Origin of the sequence: Mesorhizobium sp. CAU 1741 (assembly GCF_039839275.1) — a bacterium.
In the GTDB taxonomy this organism is placed as follows: domain Bacteria; phylum Pseudomonadota; class Alphaproteobacteria; order Rhizobiales; family Rhizobiaceae; genus Aerobium.
Window position 1 is genome coordinate 1,210,574 of record NZ_JBDOQP010000001.1, and the last position, 14,886, is coordinate 1,225,459.

Sequence of the window (14,886 nt, forward strand, 5' to 3'; positions counted from 1 at the left end):
TGTTTCCTCAGGTAAGGCGCGACGCGCTCTTTTCGACGAGTTCGCGCGAGTAGGGGTCTTTCATCGACCTGGTCTTCAATGCGGCAATGTCTGCAACCTCGACGATGCGTCCTTGCCGCATCACCGCCAAGCGATCACACAGGAAGGAGACCACGGCGAGGTCGTGCGTGACGAGAACGTAGGTGAGGCCCTGTTCCTTGCGCAAGCGCTTGAGCAGGTTGAGAATTTCTGCCTGCACCGAAACGTCGAGCGCTGATGTTGGTTCATCGAGCAGCAGCAATTTCGGTTTCAGCATCAGCGCCCGCGCAATGGCCACGCGCTGGCGCTGCCCACCGGAGAGCTGATGCGGCAGCCGGAACCTGAATCGCGGGTCGAGCCCGCATGCTTCCATCATTTTGGGCACGCGCCTGTCGGCATCGCCGATGCCATGGATTGCAAGCGGCTCGGAGAGCGTGGCGTCGACCGTCTGCCGGGGATGCAGGGACCCATACGGGTCCTGGAACACCATCTGGCAAAGGGCGGCGAAACGCTTGTCGATGGTTCTGCCTCGAGGGGTACCATACAGGCTGATTTCACCCGTCCATTCCGTCGCGAGCCCGGTGATCGCCCGCAGAACGGTCGACTTTCCCGATCCGGATTCACCGACGAGACCGAAGGATTCGCCTTCGGCAATCTCCAGGTCGATGCCTTCAACGACGCGCGTATCGCCATAGGCGATGTCGAGATCGCGCAACGAGATCGCGCTCATCTGGTCTCCCACTGGCTGCGATCCAGAACCGGCAGTTCCTCGCGCGTCTCGTCCAATCTCGGGACAGATGCGATCAGGCCGCGCGTGTAGGGATGAGAAGCATTGGCCAGTTCGCTCGCCTTGCATTCCTCGACGACCTCGCCCCGATACATCACCAGGATACGATCGCAAAACGCCGAAACGAGGTTGAGATCGTGGCTGATGAAGATCAGCCCCATGCCCTTGCTGGTGATGAGGTCGTCGATGATCTTGAGAATTTCGCCCTGGACAGAGACGTCGAGGGCCGAAGTCGGCTCGTCCGCAATCAGGATGGCGGGCTCCGGGATGAGCATCATGGCGATCATGATGCGCTGGCCCATGCCGCCGGACACTTCGTGCGGATAAAGCCCGAACACCCGTTCGGGATCACGGATCTGCACCGCTTCGAGCATCTCCACCACGCGCCGCCTGATCTGCCTGCGCGGAAGCCGTTCATGAACGGCCAGCGCCTCACCGATCTGGTCGCCGACGGTGATCACCGGATTGAGCGAGAATTTCGGGTCCTGCATCACCATCGAGATGCGGGCGCCGCGCACCTTGCGCATCTCGCGCTCCGAAATGTCCAGCAGATCGCTGTCTTCGAACCGCATCCTGTCGGCCGTGACAATGCCGGGTCGGCGAATGAGGCGCAGGATGGAGCGCCCGGTCATCGACTTGCCGGAGCCGGATTCTCCGACGATGCCCAGTCTCTCGCGGCCAAGCGCGAACGACACGCCCCGCACGACCTCGACGGGACCGGTCGCGGTCGGGAAGCGCACGCGCAGGTTCCGCACGTCGAGCAACGGCGCGCTCATTGCTTGCCTCCACCCTTCGGATCGAGCACGTCGCGCAGGCCGTCGCCGAGGAAGCAGAACCCGAGCGAGACGATGACGATGGCAAAACCCGGCATCGTCGCCACCCACCATTGGTCGAGGATGAAGACACGGCCCCGGCTGATCATCGCACCCCATTCCGGCAAGGGGGGCTGGGCTCCGAGCCCCAGGAAGCCAAGGCCTGCAGCGGTAAGGATGATGCCGGCCATGTCGAGTGTCACCCGTATGATCACCGACGAGGAACACAAAGGCAGAATGTGGCGCAGGATGACGCGTGCGGCGGACGCTCCCTGCAGCCTGATCGCGGCGATGAATTCGGCGTTGCGGAAGGTCAGTGTCTCGGCCCTGGCAATGCGTGCATAGGCTGGCCAGGATGTGATGGCGATCGCGATCACCGCGTTCTCGATGCCCGGTCCGAGCGCCGCGACGAAGGCGAGGGCGAGTATCAGCTTCGGCATGGACAGGAAGATGTCCGTGATGCCCATCAGGATTCGATCGGTCCAGCCGCCAAAATAGCCGGAGATCGCGCCGATGACGAGACCGAGCGGCGCTGCGATCGCTGCCACCAGCAATACGATTACGAGTGTGATGCGTGCGCCATAGACGATGCGCGACCAGATATCGCGCCCGAGTTCGTCGGTCCCGAGCCAGTATTCGGCGCTCGGGGGCAGGAGCCGCTCGGTGAGCTGTCCGCTATAGGGTGAGTGGGTTGCAAACCACGGCGCGAACAGCGCAAGGACGACCAGCGTCAGGATGATCAGCGCGCCGACAACGGCAAGCGGATTGTGCAGCAATGCCAGCATGACGCGATAGGAACGACCCAGCCGTGCCTGCATGCGCGAGGCAGGGGACTCGGTGAGAAGCCAATCCCGGGTGCTCATGCTCATTCCCGTCACCCCGCTCTCGGATCGAGGACGCGGTAGAGCACGTCGGAGATCTTGTTGATGGCGATGAAAACGGATCCGATGACGAGGGTGGCGCCCAGCACGGCGTTCATGTCGGCATTGAGCAGGGCGGAAGTGAGATAATTGCCGATCCCGGGCCACGAAAACACGGTCTCGATCATCACCGATCCTTCAAGCAGGCCGGCATAGGACAGGCCGATCACGGTGATCAACGGGACGCGGATGGGCCGGAAGGCGTGGCGCCAGATAACTTGTCGCTCAGGCACGCCCTTTACACGGGCGGTCACGACATATTCCTGGTTGAGCTGGTCGAGCATGAAGGACCGCGTCATGCGCGCGATATAGGCAAGGCTGAAGAAGCCGAGGATCGAGGCGGGCAGCACCAAATGGCTGACCGCGTTCCAGAACACTGTCCAGTCGCCGGCGATGATGCTGTCGACCAGCATCAGGCCGGTGACGGTCGGGATCAGGCCATCATAATAGATGTCGAGGCGCCCGGGGCCGCCGACCCATTGCAGGCGGGCGTAGAACAGCAGAAGCCCGATAAGGCCGAGCCAGAACGCCGGCACCGAATAGCCGAGCAGTCCGACGACGCGAATGACCTGGTCGGTGATCGATCCCTGCTTTGACGCTGCCCAAACACCCATCGGTACGCCAAGAGCCACGCCGATGATGATGCCCAGCGTCGCCATTTCGAGCGTCGCGGGAAACACCCGCACCAGGTCCTCGATGACGGGCCTGCCGGTGGTGACCGACTGGCCGAAATCGCCGGTGACGACCTCGCCGACATAGGAGAAGAACTGGACGACGAGCGGACGGTCGAGCCCCATCTCGACGCGGACGCGATCATAGACTTCCTGGGGAGCGCGATCGCCCACCACGGCAAGCACCGGATCAATCGGCACCACGCGGCCGATGAAGAAGGTGATGGCGAGCAGTCCGAGGAAGGTAAAGGCGATGGTCGCCACGAAGCCACCGAACGAGGCGGCAAAGCGTCGGCCTGCCTTCGAACGGGTCGCGCTCGGCCCCGCATACGGCTCGGTTGCTGGCTCGATCGACAATGGCCCGGCTTCCCTGATCATCACGTGACGGCGCAGATCCAGCCCGAGGAAAACGCACGCGTCCAGAAATTTCGACTTGGATAATACAAACATTTTTGCTTCTATCAAAAAAATTTTGATGGAGCGCCGGACGCTGTGAATATCCCTCAGGCGGACACCCAGACGTCAAGCCAGCCGCGCATGGGCGCGCTGATCCGCGCGCGTCGGCGGCAGCTCGATATGACGCTGCAGGCATTGGGTGACGCGGCCGGACTGTCTGTCGGCTTCCTCAGCCAGGTCGAGCGTGACCAGGCAACACCGTCGCTCGGGGCTCTCGCGGGGATAGCGCGGGGGCTAGGGGTCGATGTCGACTATTTCATTGCGACGCCCTCGATCGGCAGCGGCGTCACGCGCGCCGACGAACGCGCAACCTTTTCGCTGCCAGGTTCGTCGGTGATGTATGAGCGCCTGCATGCCGAGTTTCCCGGCAGGGGGCTGTCGTCCTTCATCATGATCGTGCCGCCCGGCCACCATTCGGAGATGGTGCACCATGAGGGCGACGAACTCCTCTATGTGCTGGAAGGCGATATCACGCAGACCGTCGACGGCGAGACGATCAGGCTTCGCGCCGGCGACAGCCTTCATTTTCGCGGCTCCAGCCACCATAGCTGGGCGAATGAAAGCAACGGCATCGCCCGCATCCTCTGGACGGGCACGATGTCGCTCCTGCGCCCAAGGCAGGAAGGCGACCGAGAGGCGAGGGCGGAAGACCGAGACGTGGTGACCGAACTCAACCATTCAACCTCAGATGGGAGAATAAGAACATGAAGATATTCAGACAAGCCGTTATGGCAGCAATGATTTCCTCGGCGATACCGCTCACTTCGATGTATGCGGCCACCCCGGCGGACGTGCTCGTCGTGGCGCAGAACATCGACGACATCGTCGCGATCGATCCGGCGCAGGCCTATGAATTCTCGTCCGGCGAACTCGTTACCAACCTCTACGACCGCCTCGTGCAGTACGAGCCGGAGGACCTTGAAACGCTTGCCGGCGGCCTTGCCTCGGAATGGTCCGTCGACGAAGCCGCCAAAACGATCACCTTCACCATGCGCGACGGCGTGACGTTCCACTCCGGCAATCCGGTGCGGCCGCAAGACGTGCTGTTTTCGTTCAAGCGTGTCGTCGTGCTGGAGAAGGCGCCGGCATTCATCCTCACGCAGCTCGGCTGGACGAAAGACAATATCGACGAGATGGTGACGCTCGGCGACAACACGGTCACCATCAAATACGAAGGCGACTTCTCGCCCAACTTCGTCCTCAACGTGCTCGCTTCCCGTCCGGCATCCGTCGTCGACGAGGTGACGGTGATGGAGCACGAGACTGACGGAGACCTTGGAAACGGCTGGCTGAACGCCAATACGGCGGGCAGCGGCCCATTCAAGCTTCGCGTCTACCGGCCGGCCGAGATCGCGACGCTGGACGCCAACCCCGACTATTTCAAGGGAGCGCCGGGGGTCAGCTCCGTCATCATCCGCCACGTCGCCGAAGCGGCAACCCAGCAGCTTCTGCTGGAATCAAGCGATGTCGACATGGCCAAAAACTTGACGCCTGACCAGATCGGCTCGCTAGAGGGCAGCGACGCGGTCAAGATCGAGACCTATCCGCAGGCGGCCGTTCACTGGATCTCGTTCAACCAGAAAGTCGACGCACTGACCAATGAGGCACTGTGGGAAGCCTCGCGGTACCTCGTGGATTACGAGGGAATGACGGAAACCTTCCTCAAGGGTCAGATGCAGGTTCATCAAGCCTTCTGGCCGTCTGGGTTTCCGGGCGCGCTCGAAGAGACGCCCTTCACCTATGACCCCGAAAAGGCAAAACAGATCCTCGCGGATGCCGGCGTAGAACTGCCGATCAGCGTGACGATGGACGTGATCAATTCGACACCTTTCACAGACATCGCGCAGTCGCTGCAGTCGACCTTCGCCGATGCGGGCATCAACTTCGAGATCCTGCCGGGCACCGGCGCGCAGGTGATCACCAAGTATCGGGCCCGTACCCATGAGGCGATGCTGCTCTACTGGGGCCCGGACTTCATGGACCCACACTCCAACGCCAAGGCGTTCGCCTACAATGCCGACAATTCGGACGACAAATATGCGTCGACGACAACGTGGCGCAACGCGTGGGCCGTTCCCGAGGAGATGAACCAGCAGACCCTCGCCGCTTTGGCCGAGCCTGACGCAGACAAGCGCAACGAGATGTATATCGACCTGCAAAAGCAGGTTCAGGAGACGTCGCCCTTCGTGATCATGTTCCAGGCGGTCAAGCAGGTGGGCATGGCGCCGCAGGTCGAGGGCTTCGTCAACGGCGCCACTTCCGACTTCGTCTTCTATCGTCTCGTCGACAAGAACTGACCCAGCGATAGGTGATGCGGGCCGCCTGGGGCCATGGGCGGCCCGCAAACCATTCTTGAATTGATTTGCCGGAGGTATCGTCGTGAGTAGTGTTTTCGCCGAGCGCATGGCACGGTTGCGCGCAGCCATGAAACAGACCGGCACCGGGCTGGTCGCTATTGGGCCTGGCTCTCACATGCAGTGGTTGGCTGGCTTTTATCCGCATCCGGACGAGCGCCCCTGCCTCCTGCTGGTGGGGCCCGAAAAGGCGGGATTCCTCATGCCTGCCTTGAATGCGGAAGCCGCCAGGCTCCACAGCGATCTGCCGATGTTCGAATGGGCGGACGCGACGGGTCCCGACGCTGCGCTCTCCGCCGCGATCGATGCCATCTTCCCGCAGCGCACGGGCCGCATCGTGATCGACGAGACGATGCGTGCCGATTTCGCGTTTCTGCTGGCCGACGCGTTGCCCGTGCTCCCGCGCGCATTCACGCAGGACACGCTGGGATTGCTGCGATCGATCAAGGACGAGGACGAGTATCGCCGCCTCAAGGCCTGCGCGCTGCTGAACGACGCCGCCATGAAGGCGGCACGGGCGGCGCTCAAGCCGGGCATGACGGAAAACGCGGTTGCCGAGGTGGTGCGCGGACATTTTTCGCAGAACGGCGGGCAGCCGCTGTTCTGGATCGTTGGCGCCAGCGAGAATGGAGCGCATCCCCATCATGCCACCGGCGATCGTGTCCTGAAGACAGGCGACGCGGTCGTGCTGGACATTGGCGGCCGTCTCGACGGATATCCCAGCGACATGACGCGCATGGCGATCATCGGTGAGGAACCCGAAGGCTACCGCGAGGTTCATGCGATCGTCGAACGGGCGGTCCAAGCGGCACTTGCCGCCGCAAAACCCGGCGCGAAGGCAAGCGACGTCGACCGGGCTGCACGCGATGTGATCGCCGATGCCGGCTATGGCGACTATTTCGTACACCGGACGGGGCACGGATTGGGTATCGACGCCCACGAACCGCCTTACATCACCGCGACGTCCGATGTGGTCCTGGAGGAGGGCATGGTGTTCTCGATCGAGCCAGGCATCTACCTGCCTGGCCGCTTCGGCATCCGGCTGGAGGACATCGTGATCCTGCGCGCCGACGGGCCTGAGATCTTCTCGGAACTGCCGCGCGACGCTTATGTCGCGTAGAGATTAGCCGTCAAACAAACGGCCGCCCCGGCTCGAACTTCCTCGGCAAAAGCCGATCCAGATAGTCATGGCCTTTATCCGAAAGCCGGTTTTCCTCCGAATCGAGAAAGTCGTCTGGCATGTGACGTGTCTTGCCGGCGACGTTTTCAAGCGGCACCTGGCGCATGACGGTGAGGCCATCTTCTTCTTGCAGGGCCACCGAGCCTCCACCGCGTGACACCACGTCGACGGCGAAGACGCCGGCATCGTAGGCCTCCTTTGCGTCGACGGGGCTGATCATGCCGATATTGCCGCGCGGCAGGTATCCGAATGTGTCGACGCGCGAGCGTATGCCTTTCAGGTCCTCGGAAAGGATGCGTTCGATCGCCTGGCCCAGATCGGTGCCTGACAAGCGGACATTGCCGTGGGCGTCGCGCTCCAGCATGTCGGGATGCACCAGTTCTTCGACCAGCGACTTTCCCGATGGCGCGGACACGCCCTCCGATATCGCGACGATGCAACGGCCGTGGCGGGCCATCGTCCGTTTGACGTCGTCAACGAATCGTTTGCGTTCGAATGCCCGTTCGGGAACGTAGACGAGGTGGGGTCCGGCATCGTCATCGATCCGCCAGGCCGCCGATGCTGCGGTAAGGAAGCCGGCATGTCGGCCCATCACGATGCCCGCATAGATTCCCGGAAGCGCGCGAAAGTCGAGATCGACGGAGAGAAACGCGCCGGCGACGAATTCGGCAGCCGAAATGTAGCCGGGTGTGTGGTCGTTCTCCATGAGGTCGTTGTCGATCGTCTTGGGGGCGTGCACGAAGCTCATGTCGCCGCCGGAAGCGTCGCGCAATATCGCCTGCGTGCCCGAGGTATCGTTGCCGCCGATATAAATGAATGCGTCGGCGCCGGCTTCGCGAAGCCCTTTCAGGATCATTTCGCAATAGGCCGCGTCCGGCTTGTCGCGGGTCGAGCCCAGCGCGGCACTCGGGGTCGCGGCGATGCGGCGGAGTTCTTCTTCCGAGCGCTGGGTCAGATCGACATAGTCTCCGTCGCGGATGCCGCGCACCCCGAAGCGCGCGCCGAGAACGCGGCAGCCGGGATGGCGGCGACGGGCTTCCAGGGCGGCGCCCACAAGCGTCTGGTTGATCACTGCGGTCGGTCCGCCGCCTTGCGCGATGACGAATGTCGGTCCCATGGCGGGCGCGTCTCCCTGATTGTTCATGCTTCTCAAAACGCTAGGGGACCATGCCACGATCAGGGGCGGTTCGAAAGCGGCGATCACGATTGCGCGCGTCGGCGTTCCGGCGACTGGGCGTCGCGGTCAGATGCGATAGATAGTGTCGGGAAGGGATGCCAGCCGAGGAGTATCGAGATGAAGAGAATTGGCTTGATCATTGCAGCGAGCCTGCTTGCCGCGACGGCGGCTCAGGCGCAGAATCGCCCCGACTCGCGCAGTCTGTCCTGTGGGCAGGTTCAGTCGCTGATCGAGGATCGCGGCGCGGTCGTCATGACGACCGGCCAGCACACCTATGATCGCTTCGTACGCAACAGATGGCAGTGCTTCTCGACTGCCGAAGTGGGCGTGCGGACCCATATCGCCTCGCAGGACACAGGTTCATGCCCGGTCTATCGATGCGAGGTCGTGGATCCGGTTGATCGGCGTTACGTCCTGACGCGATAGACATTGCAGGCGGCGTCCTTGTCACGCTGCCTTTCGCTCGTAACTGTCGAGAAACTGCGCCAGTCGTGTCGCTGCCTGGCGCAGAACATCGTCCGGCTGGCACAGGCTGATCCGGATGTGACCCTTGGCGGAATCGCCGAAACTGCCGCCCGGCATAACGGCGATCTTCTCCGAATTGAGCAATTGCCAGGCGAAGACCTCGCAGTCGGGTTCAATCGCTGAGATGTCCAGCATCACATACATGCCACCTTCCGAGCCTCGTACGGTGGCGTGGTTGCTGCCACGTATGGCGTCGAGAAACACCTGGCGGCGGGTGCCGTAGCGCTCGGCGATGTCGGCCACCCCATGACCGTTCTCCAGCGCGTCGATTGCAGCGCGCGAGACAAAATCCGGCAAGCCATAGGTCGAGACGAGATTGAGACTGATCAGCGTACCGATCACGTCCTCCGGCCCGGTAAGCCAACCAATGCGCCAGCCGGTCATGCCATGGCTCTTCGACATCGAGTTGACCACCAACGTACGCTCGGCCATGCCCGGCAAGGAACGTGGCGAAAGATGCTGCCGTCCGCCGGTAATCGTCCAGTAGACCTCGTCGGATATCAGCCACAGGTCGTGCTCGCGGCAGACCCGGGCGATGCCTTCGAGCGTTTCACGCGTATAGACGGCGCCGGTGGGATTGTTCGGCGTATTGATGAGGATCGCACGTGTGTTGGGCCGCACGGCCCGTTCGATATCGGCGTAATCCGGCTGGAAGCCTCGTTCTGCGTGGGCTTCGACGACGGAAAATTCCGCCCCGGCCGCGCGGAAGGTTGGCGGATAGGTCGCGTAGTATGGCGCGATGATGATCGCATGGTCGCCGGGGTCGACCGTTGCCAGCGTGGCGGCGAACAGCGCCGCCTGACCTCCGGGTGCGGCCAGAATCTGGTTCGCACTCGTATCGATGCCGGTGCAAGCGGTCGTGACGTTCGCCATCGCCGCGCGAAGCCGTGGCATGCCGGGCAGGTGGGTGTAGTGGTGATGGCCGGCGCGGACCTCCCGCACGCATGCTTCCACGGTCGCTTCCGGCGTGTGAAAGTCGTGGTCTCCCACAGAGAGCATGATGATCGGTTCGCCCGCCTGACGGCGCAACGACGCTTCGAAATGCACCTCCCAGCCATCCTTGCCGGATGGCGTGATGCCGGAAACGCGCGATGAAAGTCGTGGCATTGGTCTGCTCTTTGCGTTGGTTGCGGTTCGGGCCGCTGCATCCGCTGAACGGGACGGCTTGGGCCACGATGTTTGCCCAGCATGCAGAGTGCGTTTCGCTTGTCCAGCCGTGGGCGGCTGCCTGCTGACAGCGCCTCCCATATCTGCGACGAGCCGTGGAGGCACAGCCAACACTGGCGTTTGGGCCAAAGGATTTGCTTGCCGCGCAACATTGGCCTATGCGATGCGTCGTTTTCATACAGACCGCTACAGGTCGGCCCCCGCGGCATACCGAAAGGCTGGGCATGTTGGCTTCCGACGGCACGATCCCCGAAATTGGCGAAACAGACATCGTCGACGAGGCACTCACCTCGCGGCGCTCGGTGCGTGCGTTCCTGTCGAAGCCGGTGGAAGACGAGATGGTGCGCGACATCCTGACGGTTGCGGCGCGTGCTCCCTCGGGCACCAACATGCAGCCGTGGAAAGTCTACGTCGTCACCGGCGAAAAGAAGCAGGCCGTGTCCGATGCGATCCTGAACTCAGGGATTCGGGCGGAGAAGGCGGTCTGGGACGAATACCGTTACTATCCGGACCAGTTCTTCGAACCCTACCTGACGCGCCGCCGTGCCGTCGGCTTCGCGCTCTACAACCTACTCGACATCGGGCGGCGTGACGTCGAGCGCATGCGTGCGCAGCACGATCGCAACTTCGTCTTCTTCGACGCGCCCGTTGGCATGATCTTCACCATCGATCGCCGGCTCAACGTGGGTTCATGGCTCGACCACGGCATGTTCCTGCAGTCGATCATGATCGCCGCAAGGGGCAGGGGGCTGCACACCTGCCCGCAAGCCGCCTTCGCGCCGTATCACAAGCAGATCCGGCCGCTGCTCGAGATACCGCAGGAAGAGGTCGTCGTGTGCGGCATGGCCCTCGGCTACGAGGACGAGAGCAAGCCGGAGAATCAGCTCCGCAGCGAACGCGCGCCGCTCGAAGAGTTCGTCACTTTCGTCAAATAAAGTACAGCTTGGCGCCGGCGTCGTGCGAGACGCCAGGCATTGGGCGTCAGCGCACCTCGCAGCCGACCTCTTCGGCCCCGTGGCAAAGCGCAGTCCAGAACGAGCGCGCGAACGAGCGGAAGACGTAGAGGTCGAAGCGCTTGGCGCCGGTTCTCTGGATCTGCGCCAGAACATCATGATGGACCGTGGCGCGACCGGATTCGACCGGGAATGCGGCTGTCGAGAAATCGAGCGCGAAGAACTTCGCCAGAACCCACTCGACCTTCTCGCCCTCGATGCCAATTGCAGTGCGGCCATGCGACAGGTCGGTGACGGTGCCCAGGTCGATCGGAAGCGCGGAAAGCAATACCTGCCCGAGGCCCTCGGCCTGGTCGACCAGCAGGAAGCGGCCCGGCGCGACGCCGAAGCCCGACCTCTGGCCGCTCACAGCGCCTGAATTGGGCTCGGCCGAAAGCGCCAGTCCGGTCGCCTCGGTGATCGCTGCAACCAGTGCGTGTTCGCCGCCGCGCCAGGCCGACACCTCGATGATGGAACCCGGGCTCGTTTCAAAAATGGAAACGCCTACGCCTCGCGCGACATTGCCATGCGAGCCGGGACGATAGGCATCCGCCAGTGGTGAAATCGGCTCAGCCATGCATTCGGGTTCCTTCTGGATCGACCATATGGTGGCTGACAATCTCGACCGGGCCGAAGCGGCTGCGCAGCGGATCGGAGACCCAGGCCCGATTGCCGAGGCGCGATTTGCCGCCCTGGACCAGCGCCAGACCAACATATTTTCCCAGCGCAGGCGAGAAGCAGTTTGCCGTGACATGCCCGATCGAGCCATTCGGATCGTCCGGTGTCGGTTCCGTGCCGACGATATGCGCACCATTGGACACGGCACGGCCATCGAGCGACATGATCCCAACGAGCTGCAGCCGGTCCGGCGCGACAAGCCCTTCGCGGTCCATCATCGCCGAGCCGACGAAAGGCTTCTTCTTCGACAGCATCCAGTCGAGATGCAGATCGCGTGCGGTGGTGCGGCCGTCGATCTCGGAGCCGGTGACGTGGCCCTTCTCGATGCGCAGGGTGCCGAGTGCCTCGAGCCCGTAAGGCACGATATCGTGGGCCGCGCCGGCTGCCATCAGCGCGTCCCAGACATGCTGGCCATGACCCGCGCCGCAATACACTTCATAGGCAAGCTCGCCGGAGAACGACAGTCGGCAGATCATCACCGGCAAGCCGCCGATCTCGCCGCGCACGATGCCCATGAACGGCAGCGTGGCGTTGTCCACCGCGGTCCCCTCCACGCAGGCCGCGAGCACGTCGCGTGACTTCGGTCCGGCAACCGCCGCTCCGGCCCATTGATCGGTCACCGACGTGAGATGGACGCGCAGGTCGGGCCATGCGACATCCAGCAGATATTCGAGATGCTGCATCACCTTGCCGGCATTGGCGGTGGTGGTCGTCATGAGGAACTCGTGCTCCCCCAGCCGCCACGTGGTGCCGTCGTCCATGGCAAGGCCATCTTCACGCAACATCAGGCCGTAGCGCGCCTTGCCGACGGGAAGCGTGGAAAACATGCTGGTGTAGACGCGGTCGAGAAACGCCGCCGCATCCGGCCCCTGCACGGCGATCTTGCCGAGGGTGGAGACGTCGACGATCCCGACGCCGCTGCGCACGGCCGCCGCCTCGCGGATATAGGCCTGTTCGAGCGTCTCGCCCGGCTGCGCGTAAATCTGCGGGCGGAACCACAGGCCGGCGGCCAGCATGCGCGCACCGCGCTCGACATGCCAGTCGTGCATCGGCGTCAATCGTTCGGGCCGCAGATCGCCATGCCGCTCGGCTGCAAGAGATCCGAGCGAGACCGGGGTGAATGGCGGGCGGAAACGCGTCGTGCCTGTTTCAGGAATGGACTTGCCCGCCGCCGCCGCCATGATCGCGAGACCGGGCACGTTCGAGCCTTTGCCCTGGTCGGTTGCCATGCCCAGCGTGGTGTAGCGCTTGAGATGCTCGACCGACACGTAGCCTTCACGGTGAGCAAGACGCACGTCTTCGGCGGTCACGTCGTGCTGGAGGTCGACGAATGCCTTGCCCGGTGCGCGGATTTCGAACACGGGCGCGGGCGTCACGTCGAGATCTGCTGACTCGGCTTGCGGCGGTTTGCGGCGCGAGGCTTTCGCACCCGCCGCTGCAGCACCGGCAGCAGCACCCTCGATGATCGCCTCCTGCGTCGTGAAGGCCCCGGTGAATGCGCCTGCGCCGATCCAGCCTTGCATCGGCGAGGGCGGAAGAAACGCCTGGAGCCGTTCGTCCCACCGGGCGTGGCCTCCGGCCTGGCTTGCGAGATGGATCGCGGGCGACCAGCCGCCGGAAACGGCGAGGCAATCGACGTCGATCGTGCGCAACGGCCCCGAAACGTCACCGCTGCTGATCTCATACCGTCTTATGGAAATGCCCGACAGACGCTTGCCGCCGCTTGTGGAGACCACGGCGTGGCCGGGAATGTGCTCGGCGCGCATGTCCTTCACGAGCGCGAGTGCGGCAGACGATACCTCGCGCCGGACGTCGATGATCGCCGCCACGCGCTTTCCCGCCCGATGCAGTGCGGCCGCGGCCCGATAGGCACTGTCGTTGTTGGTGAAGATCGCGATGCGTTCACCCGGCGCAACGCCATATTCGTTGACATAGCGCTCGGCGGCGCCAGCGAGCATCACGCCGGGCCGGTCGTTTCCGGGAAATACGATCGGCCTTTCGAGCGCGCCGGTGGCGAGCACGACCTTCTGCGCGCGGATCACCCAATGCCGATGGCGCGGCTCGCCCGGCGCGCTGGACTGCTTGTGGTCCGACACGCGCTCGAGGGCGGCGAGCGTGTTAGAATCATAGTAGCCCCAGACGCCGGTGCGCGGCAGGATTTGCACTGTCTCCAGGGCGCTCAAGGCATCGACCGATAGCCGCGCCCATTCGGAGGCAGCGATGCCGTCGATGGTCTCGCCGCTCCACAAGGCGCTGCCGCCTGGAACCGGATCCTGTTCGGCGAGGATCACGCGCTTTCCGGCATCGGCGGCGGCCTTTGCGGCCGTCAGCCCCGCCGGACCCGATCCCACGACGAGCACGTCGCAAAACGCATTCATCTTCTCGTAGCGCTCTGGGTCCTTGCCGTGACCGGCGCGGCCAAGGCCCGCAGCGCGCCGGATGAACCATTCGCAGGCCATCCAGAATCGCGTGCCCTTCAGCGGCCCGAAGACCGGGCCCATGAAGGTCTTGTAGTAGAAGCCGGCCGACAAGATCCCGCCGGCGAGACCGTTCAACGCGCCGACGTCGAATTCGAGCGAGGGAAAGCGGTTCTGGCTCTCGGCAACCATCCCGTCGAAGATCTCGACCTGGGTTGCGGGCAGGTTGGGTTCGCGCACATCGCCGCGCAGGATCGTGACGAGCGCCGAGGGCTCATCGACGCCAGCGGAGAAAACGCCGCGCGGGCGATGATACTTGAACGATCGCGCAACGAGCGAGACGCCGTTGGCCAGCAGTGCCGATGCGAGTGTGTCGCCCGGATGGCCCACAAGCGACTTGCCGTCGAAGCTGAAGCGGATTGTGCGAGAACGGTCGATACGACCACCGGACGTCATGCGTTGCTGCGTCATCACATCGCCTCCCGTGCAAAGGCAACGGAGGAGATTTCGTGAGTCAGTGTGTCGCGCGTCACGACCAGATGCGATCGGCAGCCGCCGGCATGCTGCCAGTATTCGCGGTGGTTTCCGGCCGGATTGGCGCGGTCATACACATATGCTTCCCAGGCCGCGCTGTCGGTCGAGGCCGGATCCGGCCGTTTCCGGGTAGCGTCGCCCTGATAGGTGAACTCGGCCTGGTCGCGCGGGCCGCAATAGGGGCAGGCAATCAGCATT

General features: G+C 63.5%; 14 protein-coding genes. 5 read left to right on the forward strand and 9 right to left on the reverse strand.

The features are described from left to right. Positions 1–7 precede the first annotated feature (7 nt). Genes AAFN84_RS05760 through AAFN84_RS05775 form a run of 4 tightly spaced genes read right to left on the reverse strand, consistent with a single transcriptional unit; the run spans position 8 to position 3,658 of the window. Complete coding sequence (locus tag AAFN84_RS05760; RefSeq protein WP_347513536.1) at positions 8–748, reverse strand: ABC transporter ATP-binding protein; 741 nt, start codon at positions 746–748, stop codon at positions 8–10. Then, positions 745–1,581: an ABC transporter ATP-binding protein gene (locus AAFN84_RS05765; protein ID WP_347513537.1), complete on the reverse strand. Its 837-nt coding sequence runs from the start codon at positions 1,579–1,581 to the stop codon at positions 745–747. Before AAFN84_RS05765 ends, AAFN84_RS05760 begins: the two co-directional genes overlap by 4 nt. After that, complete coding sequence (locus AAFN84_RS05770) at positions 1,578–2,480, reverse strand: ABC transporter permease (RefSeq protein ID WP_347513538.1); 903 nt, start codon at positions 2,478–2,480, stop codon at positions 1,578–1,580. Before AAFN84_RS05770 ends, AAFN84_RS05765 begins: the two co-directional genes overlap by 4 nt. Before the next feature lie 11 nt (positions 2,481–2,491). Beyond that, entirely contained in the window at positions 2,492–3,658 is a 1,167-nt protein-coding gene (locus AAFN84_RS05775; RefSeq protein WP_347513539.1) for an ABC transporter permease, read from the reverse strand. Between the two features lie 42 nt (positions 3,659–3,700). Between AAFN84_RS05775 and AAFN84_RS05780 the strand changes: the two genes are divergently transcribed. The 3 genes from AAFN84_RS05780 to AAFN84_RS05790 all read left to right on the forward strand — a co-directional run bounded on the left by AAFN84_RS05780 (position 3,701) and on the right by AAFN84_RS05790 (position 7,138). Beyond that, positions 3,701–4,372 (forward strand): cupin domain-containing protein, encoded by a 672-nt coding sequence (locus AAFN84_RS05780; RefSeq protein ID WP_347513540.1) that lies wholly within the window; start codon positions 3,701–3,703, stop codon positions 4,370–4,372. Next, positions 4,369–5,961 (forward strand): ABC transporter substrate-binding protein, encoded by a 1,593-nt coding sequence (locus AAFN84_RS05785; protein WP_347513541.1) that lies wholly within the window; start codon positions 4,369–4,371, stop codon positions 5,959–5,961. Before AAFN84_RS05780 ends, AAFN84_RS05785 begins: the two co-directional genes overlap by 4 nt. An 82-nt stretch (positions 5,962–6,043) precedes the next feature. Next, positions 6,044–7,138, forward strand: coding sequence for a Xaa-Pro peptidase family protein (locus tag AAFN84_RS05790; protein ID WP_347513542.1), 1,095 nt, complete (start codon positions 6,044–6,046; stop codon positions 7,136–7,138). Positions 7,139–7,148: 10 nt separating this feature from the next. Here the strand turns inward: AAFN84_RS05790 and AAFN84_RS05795 are convergent, their stop codons facing one another. Continuing rightward, positions 7,149–8,315 (reverse strand): diphosphate--fructose-6-phosphate 1-phosphotransferase, encoded by a 1,167-nt coding sequence (locus AAFN84_RS05795; RefSeq protein ID WP_347513807.1) that lies wholly within the window; start codon positions 8,313–8,315, stop codon positions 7,149–7,151. 177 nt (positions 8,316–8,492) lie between these two features. Here AAFN84_RS05795 and AAFN84_RS05800 point away from each other — a divergent pair, with 177 nt between their 5' ends. Beyond that, positions 8,493–8,801 (forward strand): hypothetical protein, encoded by a 309-nt coding sequence (locus AAFN84_RS05800; RefSeq protein WP_347513543.1) that lies wholly within the window; start codon positions 8,493–8,495, stop codon positions 8,799–8,801. A gap of 21 nt (positions 8,802–8,822) precedes the next feature. Here AAFN84_RS05800 and AAFN84_RS05805 read toward each other — a convergent pair whose 3' ends face one another. Then, positions 8,823–10,007 carry a pyridoxal phosphate-dependent aminotransferase gene (locus AAFN84_RS05805; protein ID WP_347513544.1) on the reverse strand — a complete coding sequence of 395 codons (1,185 nt, stop codon included), beginning with the start codon at positions 10,005–10,007 and terminating at the stop codon, positions 8,823–8,825. Between the two features lie 284 nt (positions 10,008–10,291). Between AAFN84_RS05805 and AAFN84_RS05810 the strand changes: the two genes are divergently transcribed. Continuing rightward, positions 10,292–11,002 (forward strand): nitroreductase, encoded by a 711-nt coding sequence (locus AAFN84_RS05810; protein WP_347513545.1) that lies wholly within the window; start codon positions 10,292–10,294, stop codon positions 11,000–11,002. A gap of 46 nt (positions 11,003–11,048) precedes the next feature. Here the strand turns inward: AAFN84_RS05810 and soxG are convergent, their stop codons facing one another. From soxG to AAFN84_RS05825, 3 genes are read right to left on the reverse strand one after another with little or no spacing between them, the layout of a single operon-like run. Beyond that, positions 11,049–11,636, reverse strand: a complete 588-nt coding sequence (soxG, locus tag AAFN84_RS05815) for a sarcosine oxidase subunit gamma family protein (protein ID WP_347513546.1) — start codon at positions 11,634–11,636, stop codon at positions 11,049–11,051. Next, positions 11,629–14,625: a sarcosine oxidase subunit alpha family protein gene (locus AAFN84_RS05820; protein WP_347513547.1), complete on the reverse strand. Its 2,997-nt coding sequence runs from the start codon at positions 14,623–14,625 to the stop codon at positions 11,629–11,631. Before AAFN84_RS05820 ends, soxG begins: the two co-directional genes overlap by 8 nt. Further along, positions 14,625–14,885, reverse strand: a complete 261-nt coding sequence (locus AAFN84_RS05825) for a sarcosine oxidase subunit delta (RefSeq protein WP_347513548.1) — start codon at positions 14,883–14,885, stop codon at positions 14,625–14,627. Before AAFN84_RS05825 ends, AAFN84_RS05820 begins: the two co-directional genes overlap by 1 nt. Between the last annotated feature and the right edge of the window lies 1 nt (position 14,886).